Genomic DNA, 15136 nt, shown 5'->3' with positions numbered 1-15136 from the left:
AAGATAAACTTAGGATGTAACCTTCTGTTTATGGAAAACTGGTAATTGAGTAAAGGCGCGAGACTACCCCGGAAAGAGGGAATCCTGTAGTGGATAGCAACCTACGAGTCTCAAAGATGGGGGCAAAAAAAAACTAGGATTCAGAAGTAAATTCTGTTTCCTAGTTCTTTCTTCATATATGTAGTGCTATTATTTATTGTAGTGCTTTTGGCAGTTGTCCGTCTGGGCTGATTAGGGAGACGGAGAATGTGTCAGTGAATATATCATTTGCCATTTGATCGACATCTTCTTTTGTGACACGGTCAATATCAGCAATGATATCATCTAAGGAGCGATGTTTGCCTAATAATAATTCGTTTTTGCCATTTCTGCTCATTCGACTATTCGTGCTCTCTAAGCTTAGCATTAAGCTACCTTTTAATTGCTCCTTACTATTTAGAAGTTCCTTTTCGGTAATTCCTTCTTTTTTCAAGGTAGCAAGCGTACTTTGGATGGTATCAAATAATTCATCTAGCTGTTTTGCTCCTGTACCGCCGTATATCGTTACTATGCCACTATCCTGGTATGCAGAATGATAAGAGAAGACAGAGTAGGCTAAGCCTTTTTGCTCTCGAACATCTTGGAACAGTCTACTACTCATACTGCCGCCAAGAATATTGTTTAAGGAAACAAGTGTATACATTCTCTCATCGCCCACCTGTAATCCATTGAAGCCTAGGCATAGATGTGCTTGCTCTGTTTCCTTTTTTCGAGAAAAATTTTTGGCATGGAAGGAAGGCTTTACTATCTCAACATCCGATTTACCCGCTTCATATGTTCCAAAATACTTTTCTACCTCTGAAATAAATGTCTCTGTAATATTGCCAGCAATCGAAATAACTGTATTTTCTGGAGTATAATGATTAAACATATATTCTCTTAACGTATCTCCATTGAAGGTAGCAAGTGTCTCCTCTGTACCCAAAATTGGATAGCCTAATGGATGTTTATCATAGATTGCCTGACTTAATAAATCATGGACAATATCATCCGGTGTGTCATCATACATTTTAATCTCTTCACATACTACATTTTTCTCTTTCTTTAACTCTTCTTCGTCAAAAGTTGAGTTAAAATACATATCTGCTAATACTTCTAAAGCCATATCCGCATGTGTATCCAACACTTTTGCATAATAGCAAGTATATTCCTTTGAGGTAAAAGCATTTACTTGACCGCCAATACTATCAAATGATTCTGCTATTTCTCTTGCACTTCGTGTTTTTGTCCCTTTAAAAAACATATGCTCTAAAAAATGAGATACACCATTATTTTTTTCATCCTCTTTCCGAGACCCTGTGCCTATCCATACGCCAATAGCTACAGAGCGAACGGTTGGAATGTTTTCCAATACAATTCTTACTCCATTTTGGCAAGTATATCTTTTGATCAATTATGTTCCTCCTGTTCTTCTACCAAGTTGTAAAAAATAGCTGCGAATGCTAGTATATCTTATTCCTCTTATTTTTTCCAAAACATTGTTTGATTATAATCATAACATACGAATGTTTAAAAGATGAAATAACGATTACTTCCCTATTGAAGGGAGATGATGATATGTTGATTACTTCTTATGACCCCTGTTGATTTTCGTTTTTTCTTCAAGTAAGCTTCATCGGAAATTTTACTGCAGACGCTCCCATTTCCTACATTCCCGCAGAAGATGTTAAAACTTACAACTAGAAGCATCCATAAAAGTAAAGCAACAACCCTTACAAAACGTTTCCTTCTTATAGAATACTATAAGATGTAATGAACTACTATTTTTTTGTATTGAAGCTTTCCCGTTCCTCACTAAGCATGTCACTAACTGTATCTATTTTATACCCTTTATTCTCAATTTCGATAATTAATCGCTCCAGACTATTTGTCGTTACTTCTGTTGGGTGCATGAGGATGAGAGCCCCATTATGGATTTTTCCAAGAACTCTTTTAAGCAATGTATCTGGGCTTGGTTTTTGCCAATCAATCGTATCTACAGACCATATTACTGTTTTCAGTTTCTGCTGATCCGCAATCTGCACTACCTCATTATTAAAATATCCGCTTGGTGGTGCTAATAATGTAACTTGCTCTCCTGTTGTTGCTTCTATCACATCATTTGTTTTTACAATTTCCTCATGAATTTTGCTGCTACTAATTTTACTCATATCAGGATGTGTATAGGAATGATTTCCGAGCTCATGTCCAGCTTCTGCAATCATTTTTGCAAGATCCGGGTTTTTTTGAACCCATCTACCCTCTAAGAAAAAGCTAGCCTTCACATGATGTTTTTTCAAGGTAGCTAAAATATCAGGCAAAAATTCATTCCCCCACGCTACATTTATAATAAAACTAACTGTTTCTTTGTCTGGATTCCCTTTATAAATCGGAGCAGGTGGCAAATCAGCTAATGTAATGTCTGGTTTCACTTGTTGATAAACTAATTTTTGTTCATTGAATTTCTTCTCTTTTTTCATATTTTTATATGATGCATCAACATCGACCTTTAGCCCGTTTAATCCAGGAATTGCTTTCCATACGGGATCTAACTTTGCATCAATTGGTTCTTTTTCAAACTCTTTTGCTTTTTCACTAATGGTTGTATATAAGGAATCATTTGCTGTTACTGTAACTGAATTTTCTTGTAACGAGCTAACATATGTATCTGCTAAAGGATTATTAACTAAAAACCAAGAGACAACAAAAATCCCTACTAGTGAAACTATTTTCTTCATCACCTTTTCCCCCCTAGTTATTACAGTATGATAATCAAGGACAAGGTAGAACGCAGAAATATGGACTTTACTTATCCTTATTTTATTATTTTGGTTCAAGATGATTCTTTTCATTCCACAAAAAAAGATGACGGATAAAATATCTGTTAAGCAATTAACAGTTTTATCCGTCATCTTTTATTTTGTTTCTTTAGTTAGTTTTTAGCATTCTCAGCTTGCTCTTTTTGTTCTTTTAAAACCGCTTTGCGTGAAAGGTTAACTCTTCCTTGTTTATCGATTTCTGTTACTTTCACAAGGATTTCATCACCGATCGCTACAACGTCTTCTACTTTTCCAATTCTTTCTTCAGCAAGCTCAGAAATATGAACAAGACCGTCTTTGCCGTTAAAAATTTCAACGAATGCACCGAATTTCTCGATTCGTTTTACTTTACCAAGATACATTTGTCCAACAACTACTTCACGAACAATATCTTCAATAATTTGTTTTGCTTTGTTATTCATTTCATCATCAACAGAAGAAATGAATACTGTACCATCTTGCTCGATATCAATTTTAACGCCAGTTTCTTCAATGATTTTATTGATTTGTTTACCACTTGGTCCAATAACATCACGAATTTTGTCTGGGTTAATAGACATCATTAAGATTTTTGGAGCGTAAGAAGATAAAGATTCTCTAGGAGTATTGATTGTTGCCATCATGGATTCTAGAATTTGCATACGACCAATTTTCGCTTGCTGTAATGCCTCTTCTAAAATTTCACGAGATAGTCCATCAATTTTAATATCCATTTGAAGTGCAGTTACCCCTTTAGAAGTACCAGCAACTTTAAAGTCCATATCTCCTAAATGATCTTCCATTCCTTGAATGTCTGTTAAAATACTGTAATGTTCACCAGATTTAATTAGACCCATTGCAATACCAGCAACCGGCGCTTTAATAGGCACCCCAGCATCCATCATTGCAAGCGTACTAGCACAAATACTAGCCTGTGAAGTAGAACCATTGGATTCTAATACTTCTGATACAAGGCGAATGGTATATGGGAAGTCTTTTTCAGAAGGAATGATTGGTTCTAATGCTCTTTCCCCTAGTGCGCCATGGCCGATTTCTCTTCGTCCTGGTCCACGCATTGGTCCAGTTTCACCAACACTAAAGTTAGGGAAATTATAATGATGCATGAAACGTTTTTCTTCTTCTACACCAAGACCGTCCAATATTTGTACGTCCCCTAAAGCACCTAATGTACAAATACTTAATGCTTGAGTTTGTCCACGAGTGAACAGACCAGAACCATGTGTTCTTGGTAATAAATGAACTTCTGAAGATAGTGGGCGAATTTCTTCTAATCCACGTCCGTCTGGGCGAACCTTATCTTCAGTAATTAAACGGCGAACTTCATTTTTTACTAATTTATCTAAAATAGCCTTCACTTGCTTTAAGTCTTCATCTTCTGTTTCTTCCGCTTCATACTTTGCAAGAACAGAATCTTTTACTACTTTAATAGCCGCTTCACGAGCATGCTTTTCTTGTACACGGATAGCATCTAGCATTTCACTTTCACATAATGCGCGAACATCCGCTTCTATATCTTTATCCAATTGATATAGAACAACTTCTGTTTTCTCTTTGCCAATTTCTCCAACAATTTTTTCTTGGAAAGCAATCAAACGCTTTATTTCATCATGACCAAACATAATTGCTTCAAGCATCACTTCTTCTGGTACTTCCTCTGCACCAGCTTCTACCATGTTGATCGCGTCTTTGGTTCCTGCTACTGCAAGATTAATATCACTTTTCTCTGCTTGCTCTACTGTTGGGTTGATGACAAATTCGCCATCGATTCTACCGACATATACACCAGCGATTGGTCCGCCAAATGGAATATCAGAAACAGATAATGCTAATGATGATCCAAACATAGCCGCCATTTCAGACGTACAATCTTGATCCACACTCATTACTAAGCTGACTACTTGGACTTCATTACGGAAGCCATCAGCAAATAATGGTCGAATTGGTCTATCGATTAAGCGGCTTGCAAGAATTGCTCTTTCACTTGGACGTCCTTCTCTTTTAATGAAACCACCTGGAATTTTACCAACTGCATATAGGCGTTCCTCATAGTTTACTGTTAATGGAAAGAAGTCTAAGTTTTTCGGTTCTTTTGAAGCAGTCGCTGTGCTTAATACAGCAGTATCACCATATCGTACAAGTACTGCACCATTTGCTTGTTTTGCTAATTGTCCAATTTCGACTGTAAGCTTTCTTCCAGCCCAGTCAATGGAATAGACATGCTTATCTTGTCCCATTCATAAACCCCTCTCTACTCATTCACTTCATGGAGGTTTCCGGTTAAGTACTACCTAAAACCTACTATTTTATAAAATAAAGAATACTACCCTTAAATTTCTCTTCTACTAGTATACACATTTTATGTAACTAAAAAACGAAATTAATTTATGTAATCTATAGAAACCATATGTTAGATTCGCATTTATTTACAATAAAAAAGCGGGAAAAATATCCCGCTTTTTTAACTATCTACGTAGACCAAGTTTGTTAATTAAAACACGGTAACGTTGAACGTCTTTATTACGTAGGTAAGTTAAAAGATTACGACGTCTACCTACCATTTTCAAAAGACCACGACGTGAGTGATGATCCTTTTTATGTGTACGTAAATGTTCATTCAAGTTATTGATTGACTCAGTAAGGACAGCGATTTGAACTTCTGGAGATCCAGTATCGTTCTCATGCGTTTTGTACTCATTGATAAGTTCGTTTTTACGTTCTTGAGTGATTGCCATCCTGTTTCACCTCCTAATTCTATTACACTAATCCCCAATTACCGAGCAAAACGTTGGTGATTCGATTTGCCAAGCAAAGGTTGTTTTTAGTACGTATTTAAGAATAACTGTTTTCTTGTGAAAAATCAAGACATAACCTTTTATTTTTAAAAATATACAAAGAAAACAAAAATAGAGTCTGGCAAAAAGTTGGTACTATTGATTGGTAGTAACAACCTTTTCCTTCAGTGCCCTCCGCTAATCCCCGCATGAGTCTACGTATATTCACCCTGCTATATTAGTACCAATCATTAACATCGATACTAATAAAATCAAATAAAAAGTTACCTTACAATTACTAGTTTCTTTCCATTTACTTCCTTTGGATATATTTAATCAGTATTTCCAAATCCATTTAGAAATATTCAGTATTACTTTTATTTTTTTCTTATTGTGCTTTGTCATAGAAATACTGTAAAGCGGTTTGCTTGTCTTTTTCTATTTGGGCTACTAGTTCGTCGATTCCGTTGAATTTTTGTTCGCTCCTGATTCGTTTATGCCATTCTACTGTAACGGAATGACCATAGATATCTTGGTGGAAGTCGAAAATATGAACTTCGATACTAGCTGTTTTCTCTTCTGGAGTGAAGGTTGGTTTTGTACCTAAATTACATACTCCTTCATACCACTTTTCATTTACTAATAAGCGCACGGCATATACACCAAGTGGTGGCAGAATAACATCGTTTGTTTGCTTCACATTTGCTGTTGGAAAACCAATCGTTCTTCCGCGCTTGTCGCCATGAATAACGGTGCCTTTAATCGTATAATATCTGCCTAATAGAGCAGGAACTTTTTCCATATCCCCATTATTAATCAGGGAACGAATCAATGTGGAACTTACTTTCTCCCCTCCAAAGGTTTCTTTCCCAATAATGGTTGTTTCGTATTGACCTCGTGAATGTTCAGAAAGTGTTTCAGCCGTTCCTTGGGCTTTCTTGCCATAGGTATAATCAAAGCCTGCTACAACATGCTTCACATTTAAGTCAATTAAATACGTATCAACGAATTCTTGAGGTGGTAAACTAGCAAATTCAATAGTGAAATCGACAATGAATAAATAATCAATTCCTAATTTTGCCAATTCTTCCACCTTGGATTCAAATGAGGTTAAATACTCTACTTTTTTCGTTTTTCCACCTAGCACGATAGAAGGATGGGGATCAAATGTCATAACAGCACTGCTCCATCCATTTTGATCTGCTATTTTTTTGGCTTCCCCGATTACTTTTTGATGACCAAGATGTACACCATCAAAAGAACCTAAAGCAATGGAAATTGGTGGATGATCTTGCTCTTTATTTCGTTCTGAATGATTGATTCTAACTATTTTCACTACGCTACTCACCTTTTCTAGCTTAAAATTTCTTTACCTTTTTTGTCACACTGTTTCAAGGTGTACGAAGTATCCATTCATTACTCCAAAATTTTTAATATTTTAGACGGTTTTATTAATCCTTTTTTTGACGGATGCTGAACATAGATAGCTAACGCTTCACCTGTTGTTGTTTGAATGACAATTGGCTCCTGTTCTTCTACTAAATGAGCAGGAGTATCTAATACCGTTCCGTTTCGTACCTTCATTGCTAATGTATCATTTATTTCATATTTCGGCAAATGTAAAAGCGCGTATTCAATCGGATAAATATACTTATCAACTATCCCTTTTTCTACATATTCTTCAAGCTCTTCAAAGGTCACACATTCTTTCCCCGTAAATGTTGCAGAACGTGTTCGACTTAAGTCTGACATATGGGCAGGATACCCTAATTTTTCTCCAATCATCACAGCAAGCGTTCTGATATATGTCCCTTTACTGCAGCTTACTTTAAAGCGAAAGGATACAGTATCACCCTTTAGCTCCTTCCATTCTTCTATTAATTCTAATGCATAAATAGTCACTTGTCTTGAAGGTCGTTTAATCACTAATCCCTGTCTTGCATATTCATAAAGCCTTTTTCCATTTACTTTAACGGCAGAAAACATTGGCGGTGTTTGCGTAATGGTCCCCGTTAATTCTTGTAATATTGCTTCGATTCTTTCTCTTGTAATCGTTTCAGTTACTTCCTTTTCCTCTACCTTTTCTCCAGAACGATCTTCCGTAGTAGTAGAGTAGCCTATCGTTACCTCTCCTACGTATTCTTTGCCGGCATCTGTTATATATTCCGCTACTTTCGTCGCTCTTCCTAAACAAATCGGCAATACACCCGTTACATCCGGATCCAGTGTGCCAGTATGACCAATTCTCTTCATATGTAAAATCTTTCGCAACCGAAAAACACAATCATGCGAAGTAAGCCCCTTCGGCTTCCATAACGGTAAAATCCCTTCCATATACCTCATCCTTTATCATTCATTTATAAATTATCATGTTTAATGCGAAAATGAATCTTAACTTTTTATTGTAATGTCATTTGATACTCTGAGTTGATTGTAGTGGTGGGAACTTGACTCCTACGGGAAATGAGGGAAATGAGAGACCCCACAGGCAAAGCCGAGGAGGCTCTCATCCCTCCCCGCGGAAAGCAAGTTCCTGGAACGGAAATCAACGGGCTTTATTCAAAAGTTAAATTTCTCTATTTTCAGCCTCTACAAAAAAACTCCTATCGTCCATATCCATAACCATCATGGAAAAAGTCCGATAGGAGCATACTTATTTTTACATCTTATCTTTCGTCGTTACTAGACGGATTTTCTTTTGCGATTTGATGCAATAATGTATCAATTCTATTTCCGTAATCTATCGACTCATCAAATTCAAAAGTAATCTCAGGAGTCTTACGTAAACGAATGCGTTGTCCAATTTCTGATCGGATAAAGCCTTTCGCTTTCGCTAATCCTTTTAGTGTATTTTCACGTTGCTCTTCATCGCCAAGTACGGAAATATACACGGTTGCTTGTTGAAGGTCACCTGTAACGTTAACATCTGTTACTGTTACGAAGCCAATGCGAGGATCTTTTATCTTACGAGTAATAATCTCGCCCAATTCCTTCTTCATTTGTTCACCAACACGATTTGGTCTTAGACTCATCGCGCAATTCACCTCATTTTATTAAAGCCATTCTATATCTGTTACTGTTCTCTCTATTTCAGGGAAAGAATCGATAAACTGCTGTGCTTGCTGCAATACGCCTTCAACAGAGACGCGTGCAGAAGCAACCGTAACGATAGCAAACTTTGTTCTTTGCCAAGTATCTTGAAAGTCCACCTCTGAAATAGAGATATTGTATTTTTGCTTTAAGCGGGTCATAATTCTTTGCAGAACCGCCCGCTTTTCTTTTAATGAGTGGGCATCATAAATGATGCATTCCACTGTCATTATACCGACAATCATTTACGCTCAATTTCTTCCATAACGTATGCTTCAATAATATCGCCTTCTTTAACATCGTTAAAGTTTTTGATTGTAATCCCACATTCGTAACCTTGAGCTACTTCTTTTGCATCGTCCTTAAAGCGTTTTAATGCATCGATTTCGCCTTCGAAAATTACAACACCGTCACGGATTAAGCGAATGCCGCTGTCTCTTGTAATTTTTCCGTCTGTTACATATGAACCTGCAATTGTACCGATTTTAGAAACCTTAAAGGTTTGGCGAATTTCAGCCTGACCAATAATTTTTTCTTGGAACTCAGGATCAAGCATCCCTTTCATTGCCGCTTCAATTTCTTCAATTACTTTATAGATAATACGGTGTAAACGTACATCTACCTCTTCAGCATCTGCAGCTCTTTTTGCATTAACGTCAGGTCGTACGTTAAATCCGATAACAATTGCATTAGATGCTGCTGCAAGTGTAATATCTGATTCATTAATGGCACCAACACCAGTATGAATAATTTTAACGTTTACGCCTTCTACCTCAATCTTATAAAGAGCGGCAGCTAACGCTTCTGCTGAACCTTGAACATCGGCTTTAAGAACGATATTAATATCTTTCATTTCCCCTTGTTTCATATGTTCAAACAGATTATCAAGGCTGATTCTTGTTTTTTCTGATCTTTGTGCTTGGATTGCTTGTGTAGAACGAGCTTCTCCGACTTGTCTTGCTGTTTTCTCATCATTGAAGACAACAAAGCGATCACCAGCTTGTGGAACCTCATTTAAACCAGTTATTTCAACAGGAGTGGATGGTCCAGCTGATTTCACACGTCTGCCTAAATCGTTAACCATTGCACGAACACGACCAAATGTATTACCAACTACAATTGGATCTCCAATGCGCAATGTCCCATTTTGAACAAGTAATGTTGCTACAGAACCTTTACCTTTATCTAGTTCTGCTTCAATAACAGTTCCAACCGCGTTACGGTTCGGATTCGCTTTATATTCTTCTACTTCACTTACTAATAAAATCATTTCAAGTAAAGAGTCAATACCTTCTCCTGTTAATGCGGAAAGTGGAACAAAGATAGTTTCCCCACCCCAAGCTTCAGGTACTAATCCATGTTCTGTTAATTCCTGCATTACTCGATCAGGGTTTGCAGTTGGTTTATCCATTTTATTGACTGCAACAATAATTGGAACCTCAGCAGCCTTCGCATGGTTGATTGCTTCGATTGTTTGTGGCATAACACCATCGTCAGCAGCTACAACAAGAATGGTGATATCAGTGATTTTCGCACCGCGTGCACGCATTGTAGTAAAGGCTGCGTGTCCTGGTGTATCAAGGAACGTAATTTTCTTGCCATTTTCCTCAATTTGGTATGCACCGATATGCTGGGTAATACCACCAGCTTCTCCTGCTGTTACTTTTGTATTACGAATACTGTCAAGTAATGTTGTTTTCCCGTGGTCAACGTGTCCCATGATTGTAACAACAGATGGACGCTCGATTAATTCTGCGTTTTCATCATCTGCAAAGTATACTTCTAGGTCGGTTGTATCGATTTTAATTTCTTCTTCGACTTCCACTCCGTAATCCGTACAGATTAACTCAATCGCATCTTTATCTAATTCTTGGTTGATCGTTGCCATTACACCAAGAAGGAATAATTTTTTGATGATTTCCGATGGTTCACGATGTAATTTTTTTGCTAATTCAGCAACAGTTAAAGACTCACTGAACGTAATTTTCTCCGGTAATTCTTTTTCTTTTTTCGGAACAGGTGGTGCAACTGGAGCAGCATTTTGCTTCCCTTTGCGGTTGTTATTTCTATTTTTATTATTATTGTTATTGTTGTTTTTTGGTTTATTAAACCCTGGTTTATTATCTTTAGTATTTTTCACAGATTGATTTACTTTCCCCTTTTCAGCCATCAAATCGCTTTCTTTTTCATACTCGTCCGCGATATTTTTAGCAGCCGCTTTTTGAGCGGGTGTTTTTGGCTTATTTTCTTCGTTCTTTTTATTATATACACTATCTAATTTTTTTATTGCGTCCTCATCCAATGTTGTCATATGGTTTGAGACTACTACGTTCATCTCTTTTAATTTAGCAATAACATCCTTGCTTGAAATGTTATATTGTTTTGCGTATTCGTATACTCGCACTTTACTCATCATTTCACCCCCGCTAGAATTAATCGAGCAGCGTTAAAAGTTTTTTTGCAAATCCATTATCCAAAACAGCGACAACCACTCTTTGCTCTTTCCCTATCGCTTTCCCTAGGATTTCCCTATTTGAAACAAGCTTCACTGGTACTTTATAGGAGCGGCATTTATCTGTGATTTTCTTTGTCGTGTTTTGTGACGCATCTTCCGACAATAATATTAGTTTTGCATTACCGCTTCTAATTTCTTTTACGGTCAATTCCTCACCTGAGGTTATTTTCCGTGCTCGATTTGCTAAGCCAAGTAATGACATCCACTTGTTATCGTTCATTTGGATTGTCTTTGCTCCTTATCTATTAGTTCTAACAGCTCCTCATAGACAGAATCATCTACTGTAACTTCTAGCTGATTAGAAAGAATATTCTTCTTCTTGGCTAATAGTACTGCTTCTCTATCCAATGAAAGGTATGCTCCGCGACCGGATTTTTTTCCCGTTAAATCGACGGATACATCCCCTTCTTTGGAACGAACGATGCGAACTAATTCTTTTTTCGGCCTCATTTCACCGGTAGCAATACATTTACGCATTGGTACTTTTCTTGGTTTGTTCACACACATTCACCTCTATCACTCGAAATCTTCCGTGCTTAAACGAAAATCATCCTCTTCTTCTACCTCTTCATCAAATTTAATTAATGAATTTTCAGTTGGATAAATTCCAGCTTCTCTTGCTTCAGATTCAGATTTGATATCAATTTTCCAGCCAGTAAGCTTCGCTGCTAAGCGTGCATTTTGGCCTCTCTTACCGATTGCCAATGACAATTGATAATCTGGAACAATGACAGTTGTTGCTTTGTCTTCTTCACTCACAATTACTTCTAATACTTTTGAAGGACTTAAAGCATTTGCGACGAATACTGTTGGGTCACTAGACCACTTAACAATATCAATCTTTTCCCCTTTTAACTCATTTACAATCGTCTGCACACGAGTTCCTTTAGGACCTACGCATGAACCTACTGGATCTACTTCTTCGTTATCGGAATGAACGGAAATCTTGGAACGATCTCCTGCTTCACGAGCAACAGATTTGATTTCAACTGTACCATCATAAATTTCCGGCACTTCCATCTCAAATAATCTTTTTAGCAAACCAGGATGTGTTCTAGAAACAAAGATTTGTGGACCTTTTGTAGTCTTTTCTACTTTTGTTAAAAACACTTTGATTCGATCATGTGGTTTATAATGCTCATTTGGCATTTGCTCATTTGTAGGTAAGATTGCTTCAATTTTGCCTAAGCTTACATAAATAAATTTACTATCTTGGCGTTGAACAATCCCCGTCATGATGTCTTCTTCGCGATCGATAAATTCGGAATAAATAATTCCTCTTTCTGCCTCACGCACTCTTTGTGTTACTACTTGCTTTGCAGTTTGGGCTGCAATTCGACCAAAATCTTTTGGTGTAACTTCTAATTCTACAATATCTTCTACTTCATAGTTTGGATTAATTTTTTGTGCGTCTTCCAAAGAAATTTCCAGACGTGGATCAAATACCTCATCTACTACTTCTTTTCTAGCAAATACACGCATAGAACCTGCACCTAAATTCAAATCTATTCGTACATTTTGTGCCTGGTTAAAATTGCGACGATAAGCAGAGATCAATGCCGCTTCCATTGCATCCATGATCACTTCTCGTGATATTCCTTTTTCTTTTTCAAGTAACACTAGAGCATCAACTAATTCACTGCTCATGAGCGTGTATCCCCCTTTATTCTCTATTATCAATAATGATACGACCGTATGTTAGCGAAGCTTTTTCATAAACCTTCTTCTTTTAAGGTCTTTTATAAATTATGAAAAAGTAACTGCAAGCCTTGCTTTAGCAACCTTTTCGTATGGTATCTCAATCGTTTTCTTTCTTGTCTTGATTTTGACTTCGACTGTCACCGTTTTTCCATTAAAAGCTGTTAAGATTCCTTCGAAGGTTTTTTCGTTTTCAATTGGTTCATATGTTTTAATATGAACATTTTTCCCAATTGCCATTTCGAAATCTTTGTCTTTTTTCAATGGTCGTTCCGCTCCAGGTGAAGAAACCTCTAAAAAGTAGTTCTCTGAAATCGGGTCGATTTCATCTAGCTTTTCACTTAGTTTTTCACTAACGACTGCACATTCATCAATATCCACACCAGTTTCTTTGTCAATGTAAACACGTAAAAACCAGTTTGGTCCCTCTTTTACATATTCGACATCTACTAATTCTAAATGCAGTTCATCTAAAATGGGATGTACCATTTCTTCCACTATTTGTGTTACTTTGCTCAAAATTTTTCCCTCCTTAAGCAAGGAACCTTATTATGTTTTTAGAGTCAACTTAGCAAACTAAAATATGTATACTTGTTGCTCATTCATCAAATTAGTGCGATATCCTTCGCTTGTTTATTTAGAAAAAAACCTAATACAAACAGGAAAGAGTGGGTTGCCCCACTCTCCATTCGCGAAAGTTATTCTTAGTATTTCCAATTAAACTATACCATAACCGCTTCATTTATGCAAATGAAAGTCCGTTGCTTCAACGTTTCTTCCCATTTCTAAATGTATTTTTAGAATAAGGAAAGCTGGTTTTGGTCTGGCATATCAGCCAAGCAACCATGATTGTCAAGATATTGCATAATCGTTTTGGAAACTTTTCCGCGCTGCTGTAAATCCTCTTTTGATAAAAACTCTCCATTTTTTCTAGCTTCCACAATATTAATCGCAGCATTTGTTCCCAATCCTGGAATACTATTAAATGGCGGAATAAGAGAATTGCCTTCAATAATAAATTCAGTAGCACTAGATTTATATAAATCGACCTTTTTAAAGGAATAGCCTCTTTCTACCATTTCAAAGGCTAGCTCCATTACAGTTAATAGGTTTTTCTCTTTCGTTGATGCATCTAACCCTTTTGCACTAATATCATCGATTACTGCTTTAATACTATGGGAGCCTTTCACCATTGCATCAACATCAAAATCATCGGCACGAACAGTGAAATAAGCAGCGTAATAAAGCAATGCATGATGCACTTTGAAATAGGCAATTCTTACTGCCATTAATACGTAAGCAGCGGCATGCGCCTTCGGGAACATATACTTAATCTTTTTACAAGAATCAATATACCACTCGGGTACTTCGTTCTTTCTCATTTCTTCTTCCATCTCATCTGATAGACCTTTCCCTTTACGCACACTTTCCATGATTTTGAAAGCGAAACTTGGATCCAGTCCTTGATATATCAGATAAACCATAATGTCATCACGACATCCTATTACTTCACTTAAGTTACAAATATTATTATGAATAAGTTCTTGTGCATTTCCTAACCAAACATCCGTACCGTGAGATAGACCAGATATCTGTACTAACTCAGAAAACGTTGTCGGCTTTGTATCTTCTAGCATTTGTCGAACAAATTTAGTTCCAAACTCAGGGATACCAAATGTACCCGTTTTACAATAAATTTGTTCTGGGGTTACCCCAAGGGACTCCGTACCACTGAATATTTTCATTACTTCCGGATCATCTGTCGGAATCGTCTTCGGATCAATTCCACTTAAGTCTTGAAGCATTCTGATAACAGTCGGATCATCATGCCCTAGAATATCAAGCTTCAGTACATTATCATGGATGGAATGGAAATCAAAATGGGTTGTTTTCCATTCAGAATTTCGGTCATCCGCTGGAAATTGAATTGGAGTAAAATCATAAACATCCATATAATCAGGAATAACAATGATTCCCCCTGGATGCTGTCCAGTTGTTCGCTTAACACCCGTACAGCCAGATGCTAATCGGTCGATTTCCGCACCGCGAATTTGCAAATTATTGTCGTTTTGATATGCCTTAACATAACCATATGCTGTTTTATCAGCTACAGTACCTATTGTTCCTGCACGGTATACATATTCATCACCAAACAGTACTTTTGTATAGTTATGGGCGATTGGCTGATATTCACCGGAAAAATATGACAATAGGTAAACCTTTGA

13 protein-coding genes and 1 pseudogene are annotated in these 15136 nt (G+C 36.9%); all 14 read right to left on the bottom strand.

Going from position 1 to position 15136, the window contains the following annotated elements; genetic code table 11:
* Positions 1-193: 193 nt before the first annotated feature.
* Positions 194-1432 carry a M16 family metallopeptidase gene (locus tag AB3U99_RS10155; protein ID WP_400247293.1) on the bottom strand — a complete coding sequence of 413 codons (1239 nt, stop codon included), beginning with the start codon at positions 1430-1432 and terminating at the stop codon, positions 194-196.
* A 367-nt stretch (positions 1433-1799) separates the two neighbouring features.
* Positions 1800-2756 (bottom strand): polysaccharide deacetylase family protein, encoded by a 957-nt coding sequence (locus tag AB3U99_RS10150; RefSeq protein WP_400247292.1) that lies wholly within the window; start codon positions 2754-2756, stop codon positions 1800-1802.
* Between the two features lie 194 nt (positions 2757-2950).
* Positions 2951-5071, bottom strand: a complete 2121-nt coding sequence (gene pnp, locus AB3U99_RS10145; RefSeq protein ID WP_400247291.1) for a polyribonucleotide nucleotidyltransferase — start codon at positions 5069-5071, stop codon at positions 2951-2953.
* A gap of 228 nt (positions 5072-5299) precedes the next feature.
* Positions 5300-5569, bottom strand: a complete 270-nt coding sequence (gene rpsO / locus AB3U99_RS10140) for a 30S ribosomal protein S15 (protein ID WP_016201171.1) — start codon at positions 5567-5569, stop codon at positions 5300-5302.
* 427 nt (positions 5570-5996) lie between these two features.
* Complete coding sequence (gene ribF, locus AB3U99_RS10135; protein WP_400247289.1) at positions 5997-6944, bottom strand: bifunctional riboflavin kinase/FAD synthetase; 948 nt, start codon at positions 6942-6944, stop codon at positions 5997-5999.
* An 80-nt stretch (positions 6945-7024) separates the two neighbouring features.
* A complete protein-coding gene (truB, locus tag AB3U99_RS10130; RefSeq protein ID WP_400247288.1) occupies positions 7025-7942 on the bottom strand; it encodes a tRNA pseudouridine(55) synthase TruB in 918 nt (305 codons plus the stop codon).
* Positions 7943-8274: 332 nt separating this feature from the next.
* Complete coding sequence (gene rbfA, locus AB3U99_RS10125; protein WP_031534565.1) at positions 8275-8640, bottom strand: 30S ribosome-binding factor RbfA; 366 nt, start codon at positions 8638-8640, stop codon at positions 8275-8277.
* A 21-nt stretch (positions 8641-8661) separates the two neighbouring features.
* Positions 8662-8943: a DUF503 domain-containing protein gene (locus tag AB3U99_RS10120; RefSeq protein ID WP_400247286.1), complete on the bottom strand. Its 282-nt coding sequence runs from the start codon at positions 8941-8943 to the stop codon at positions 8662-8664.
* Positions 8940-11111 carry a translation initiation factor IF-2 gene (gene infB / locus AB3U99_RS10115; protein ID WP_400247284.1) on the bottom strand — a complete coding sequence of 724 codons (2172 nt, stop codon included), beginning with the start codon at positions 11109-11111 and terminating at the stop codon, positions 8940-8942. Before infB ends, AB3U99_RS10120 begins: the two co-directional genes overlap by 4 nt.
* Before the next feature lie 19 nt (positions 11112-11130).
* A complete protein-coding gene (locus tag AB3U99_RS10110; protein ID WP_016201165.1) occupies positions 11131-11433 on the bottom strand; it encodes a YlxQ family RNA-binding protein in 303 nt (100 codons plus the stop codon).
* The gene (gene rnpM, locus AB3U99_RS10105) at positions 11430-11714 is read right to left on the bottom strand and encodes an RNase P modulator RnpM (protein ID WP_400247282.1); all 285 of its coding nucleotides are present in this window, start codon (positions 11712-11714) and stop codon (positions 11430-11432) included. Before rnpM ends, AB3U99_RS10110 begins: the two co-directional genes overlap by 4 nt.
* 15 nt (positions 11715-11729) lie before the next feature.
* Positions 11730-12860: a transcription termination factor NusA gene (gene nusA, locus AB3U99_RS10100; RefSeq protein ID WP_400247281.1), complete on the bottom strand. Its 1131-nt coding sequence runs from the start codon at positions 12858-12860 to the stop codon at positions 11730-11732.
* 99 nt (positions 12861-12959) lie between these two features.
* On the bottom strand, positions 12960-13433 hold the full coding sequence (gene rimP, locus AB3U99_RS10095) for a ribosome maturation factor RimP (RefSeq protein ID WP_400248020.1): 474 nt from the start codon (positions 13431-13433) through the stop codon (positions 12960-12962).
* Between the two features lie 275 nt (positions 13434-13708).
* A pseudogene (locus AB3U99_RS10090) lies at positions 13709-15112 on the bottom strand (PolC-type DNA polymerase III); the annotation flags it as partial.
* Positions 15113-15136: the final 24 nt, after the last annotated feature.

The organism is Niallia tiangongensis (assembly GCF_044704065.1).
Taxonomy (GTDB): domain Bacteria; phylum Bacillota; class Bacilli; order Bacillales; family Cytobacillaceae; genus Niallia; species Niallia tiangongensis.
The sequence above is the reverse complement of the archived record's forward strand: the minus strand, read 5'-3'. Positions and strand labels throughout refer to the sequence as shown.

Excerpts from the sequence above, each read along its gene's own strand:
- AB3U99_RS10150 (WP_400247292.1), bottom strand. The coding sequence starts at position 2,756 with ATGAAGAAAATAGTTTCACTAGTAGGGATTTTTGTTGTCTCTTGGTTT.
- pnp (WP_400247291.1), bottom strand. The coding sequence starts at position 5,071 with ATGGGACAAGATAAGCATGTCTATTCCATTGACTGGGCTGGAAGAAAG.
- rpsO (WP_016201171.1), bottom strand. The coding sequence starts at position 5,569 with ATGGCAATCACTCAAGAACGTAAAAACGAACTTATCAATGAGTACAAA.
- truB (WP_400247288.1), bottom strand. The coding sequence starts at position 7,942 with ATGGAAGGGATTTTACCGTTATGGAAGCCGAAGGGGCTTACTTCGCAT.
- rbfA (WP_031534565.1), bottom strand. The coding sequence starts at position 8,640 with ATGAGTCTAAGACCAAATCGTGTTGGTGAACAAATGAAGAAGGAATTG.
- AB3U99_RS10120 (WP_400247286.1), bottom strand. The coding sequence starts at position 8,943 with ATGATTGTCGGTATAATGACAGTGGAATGCATCATTTATGATGCCCAC.
- infB (WP_400247284.1), bottom strand. The coding sequence starts at position 11,111 with ATGAGTAAAGTGCGAGTATACGAATACGCAAAACAATATAACATTTCA.
- AB3U99_RS10110 (WP_016201165.1), bottom strand. The coding sequence starts at position 11,433 with ATGAACGATAACAAGTGGATGTCATTACTTGGCTTAGCAAATCGAGCA.
- nusA (WP_400247281.1), bottom strand. The coding sequence starts at position 12,860 with ATGAGCAGTGAATTAGTTGATGCTCTAGTGTTACTTGAAAAAGAAAAA.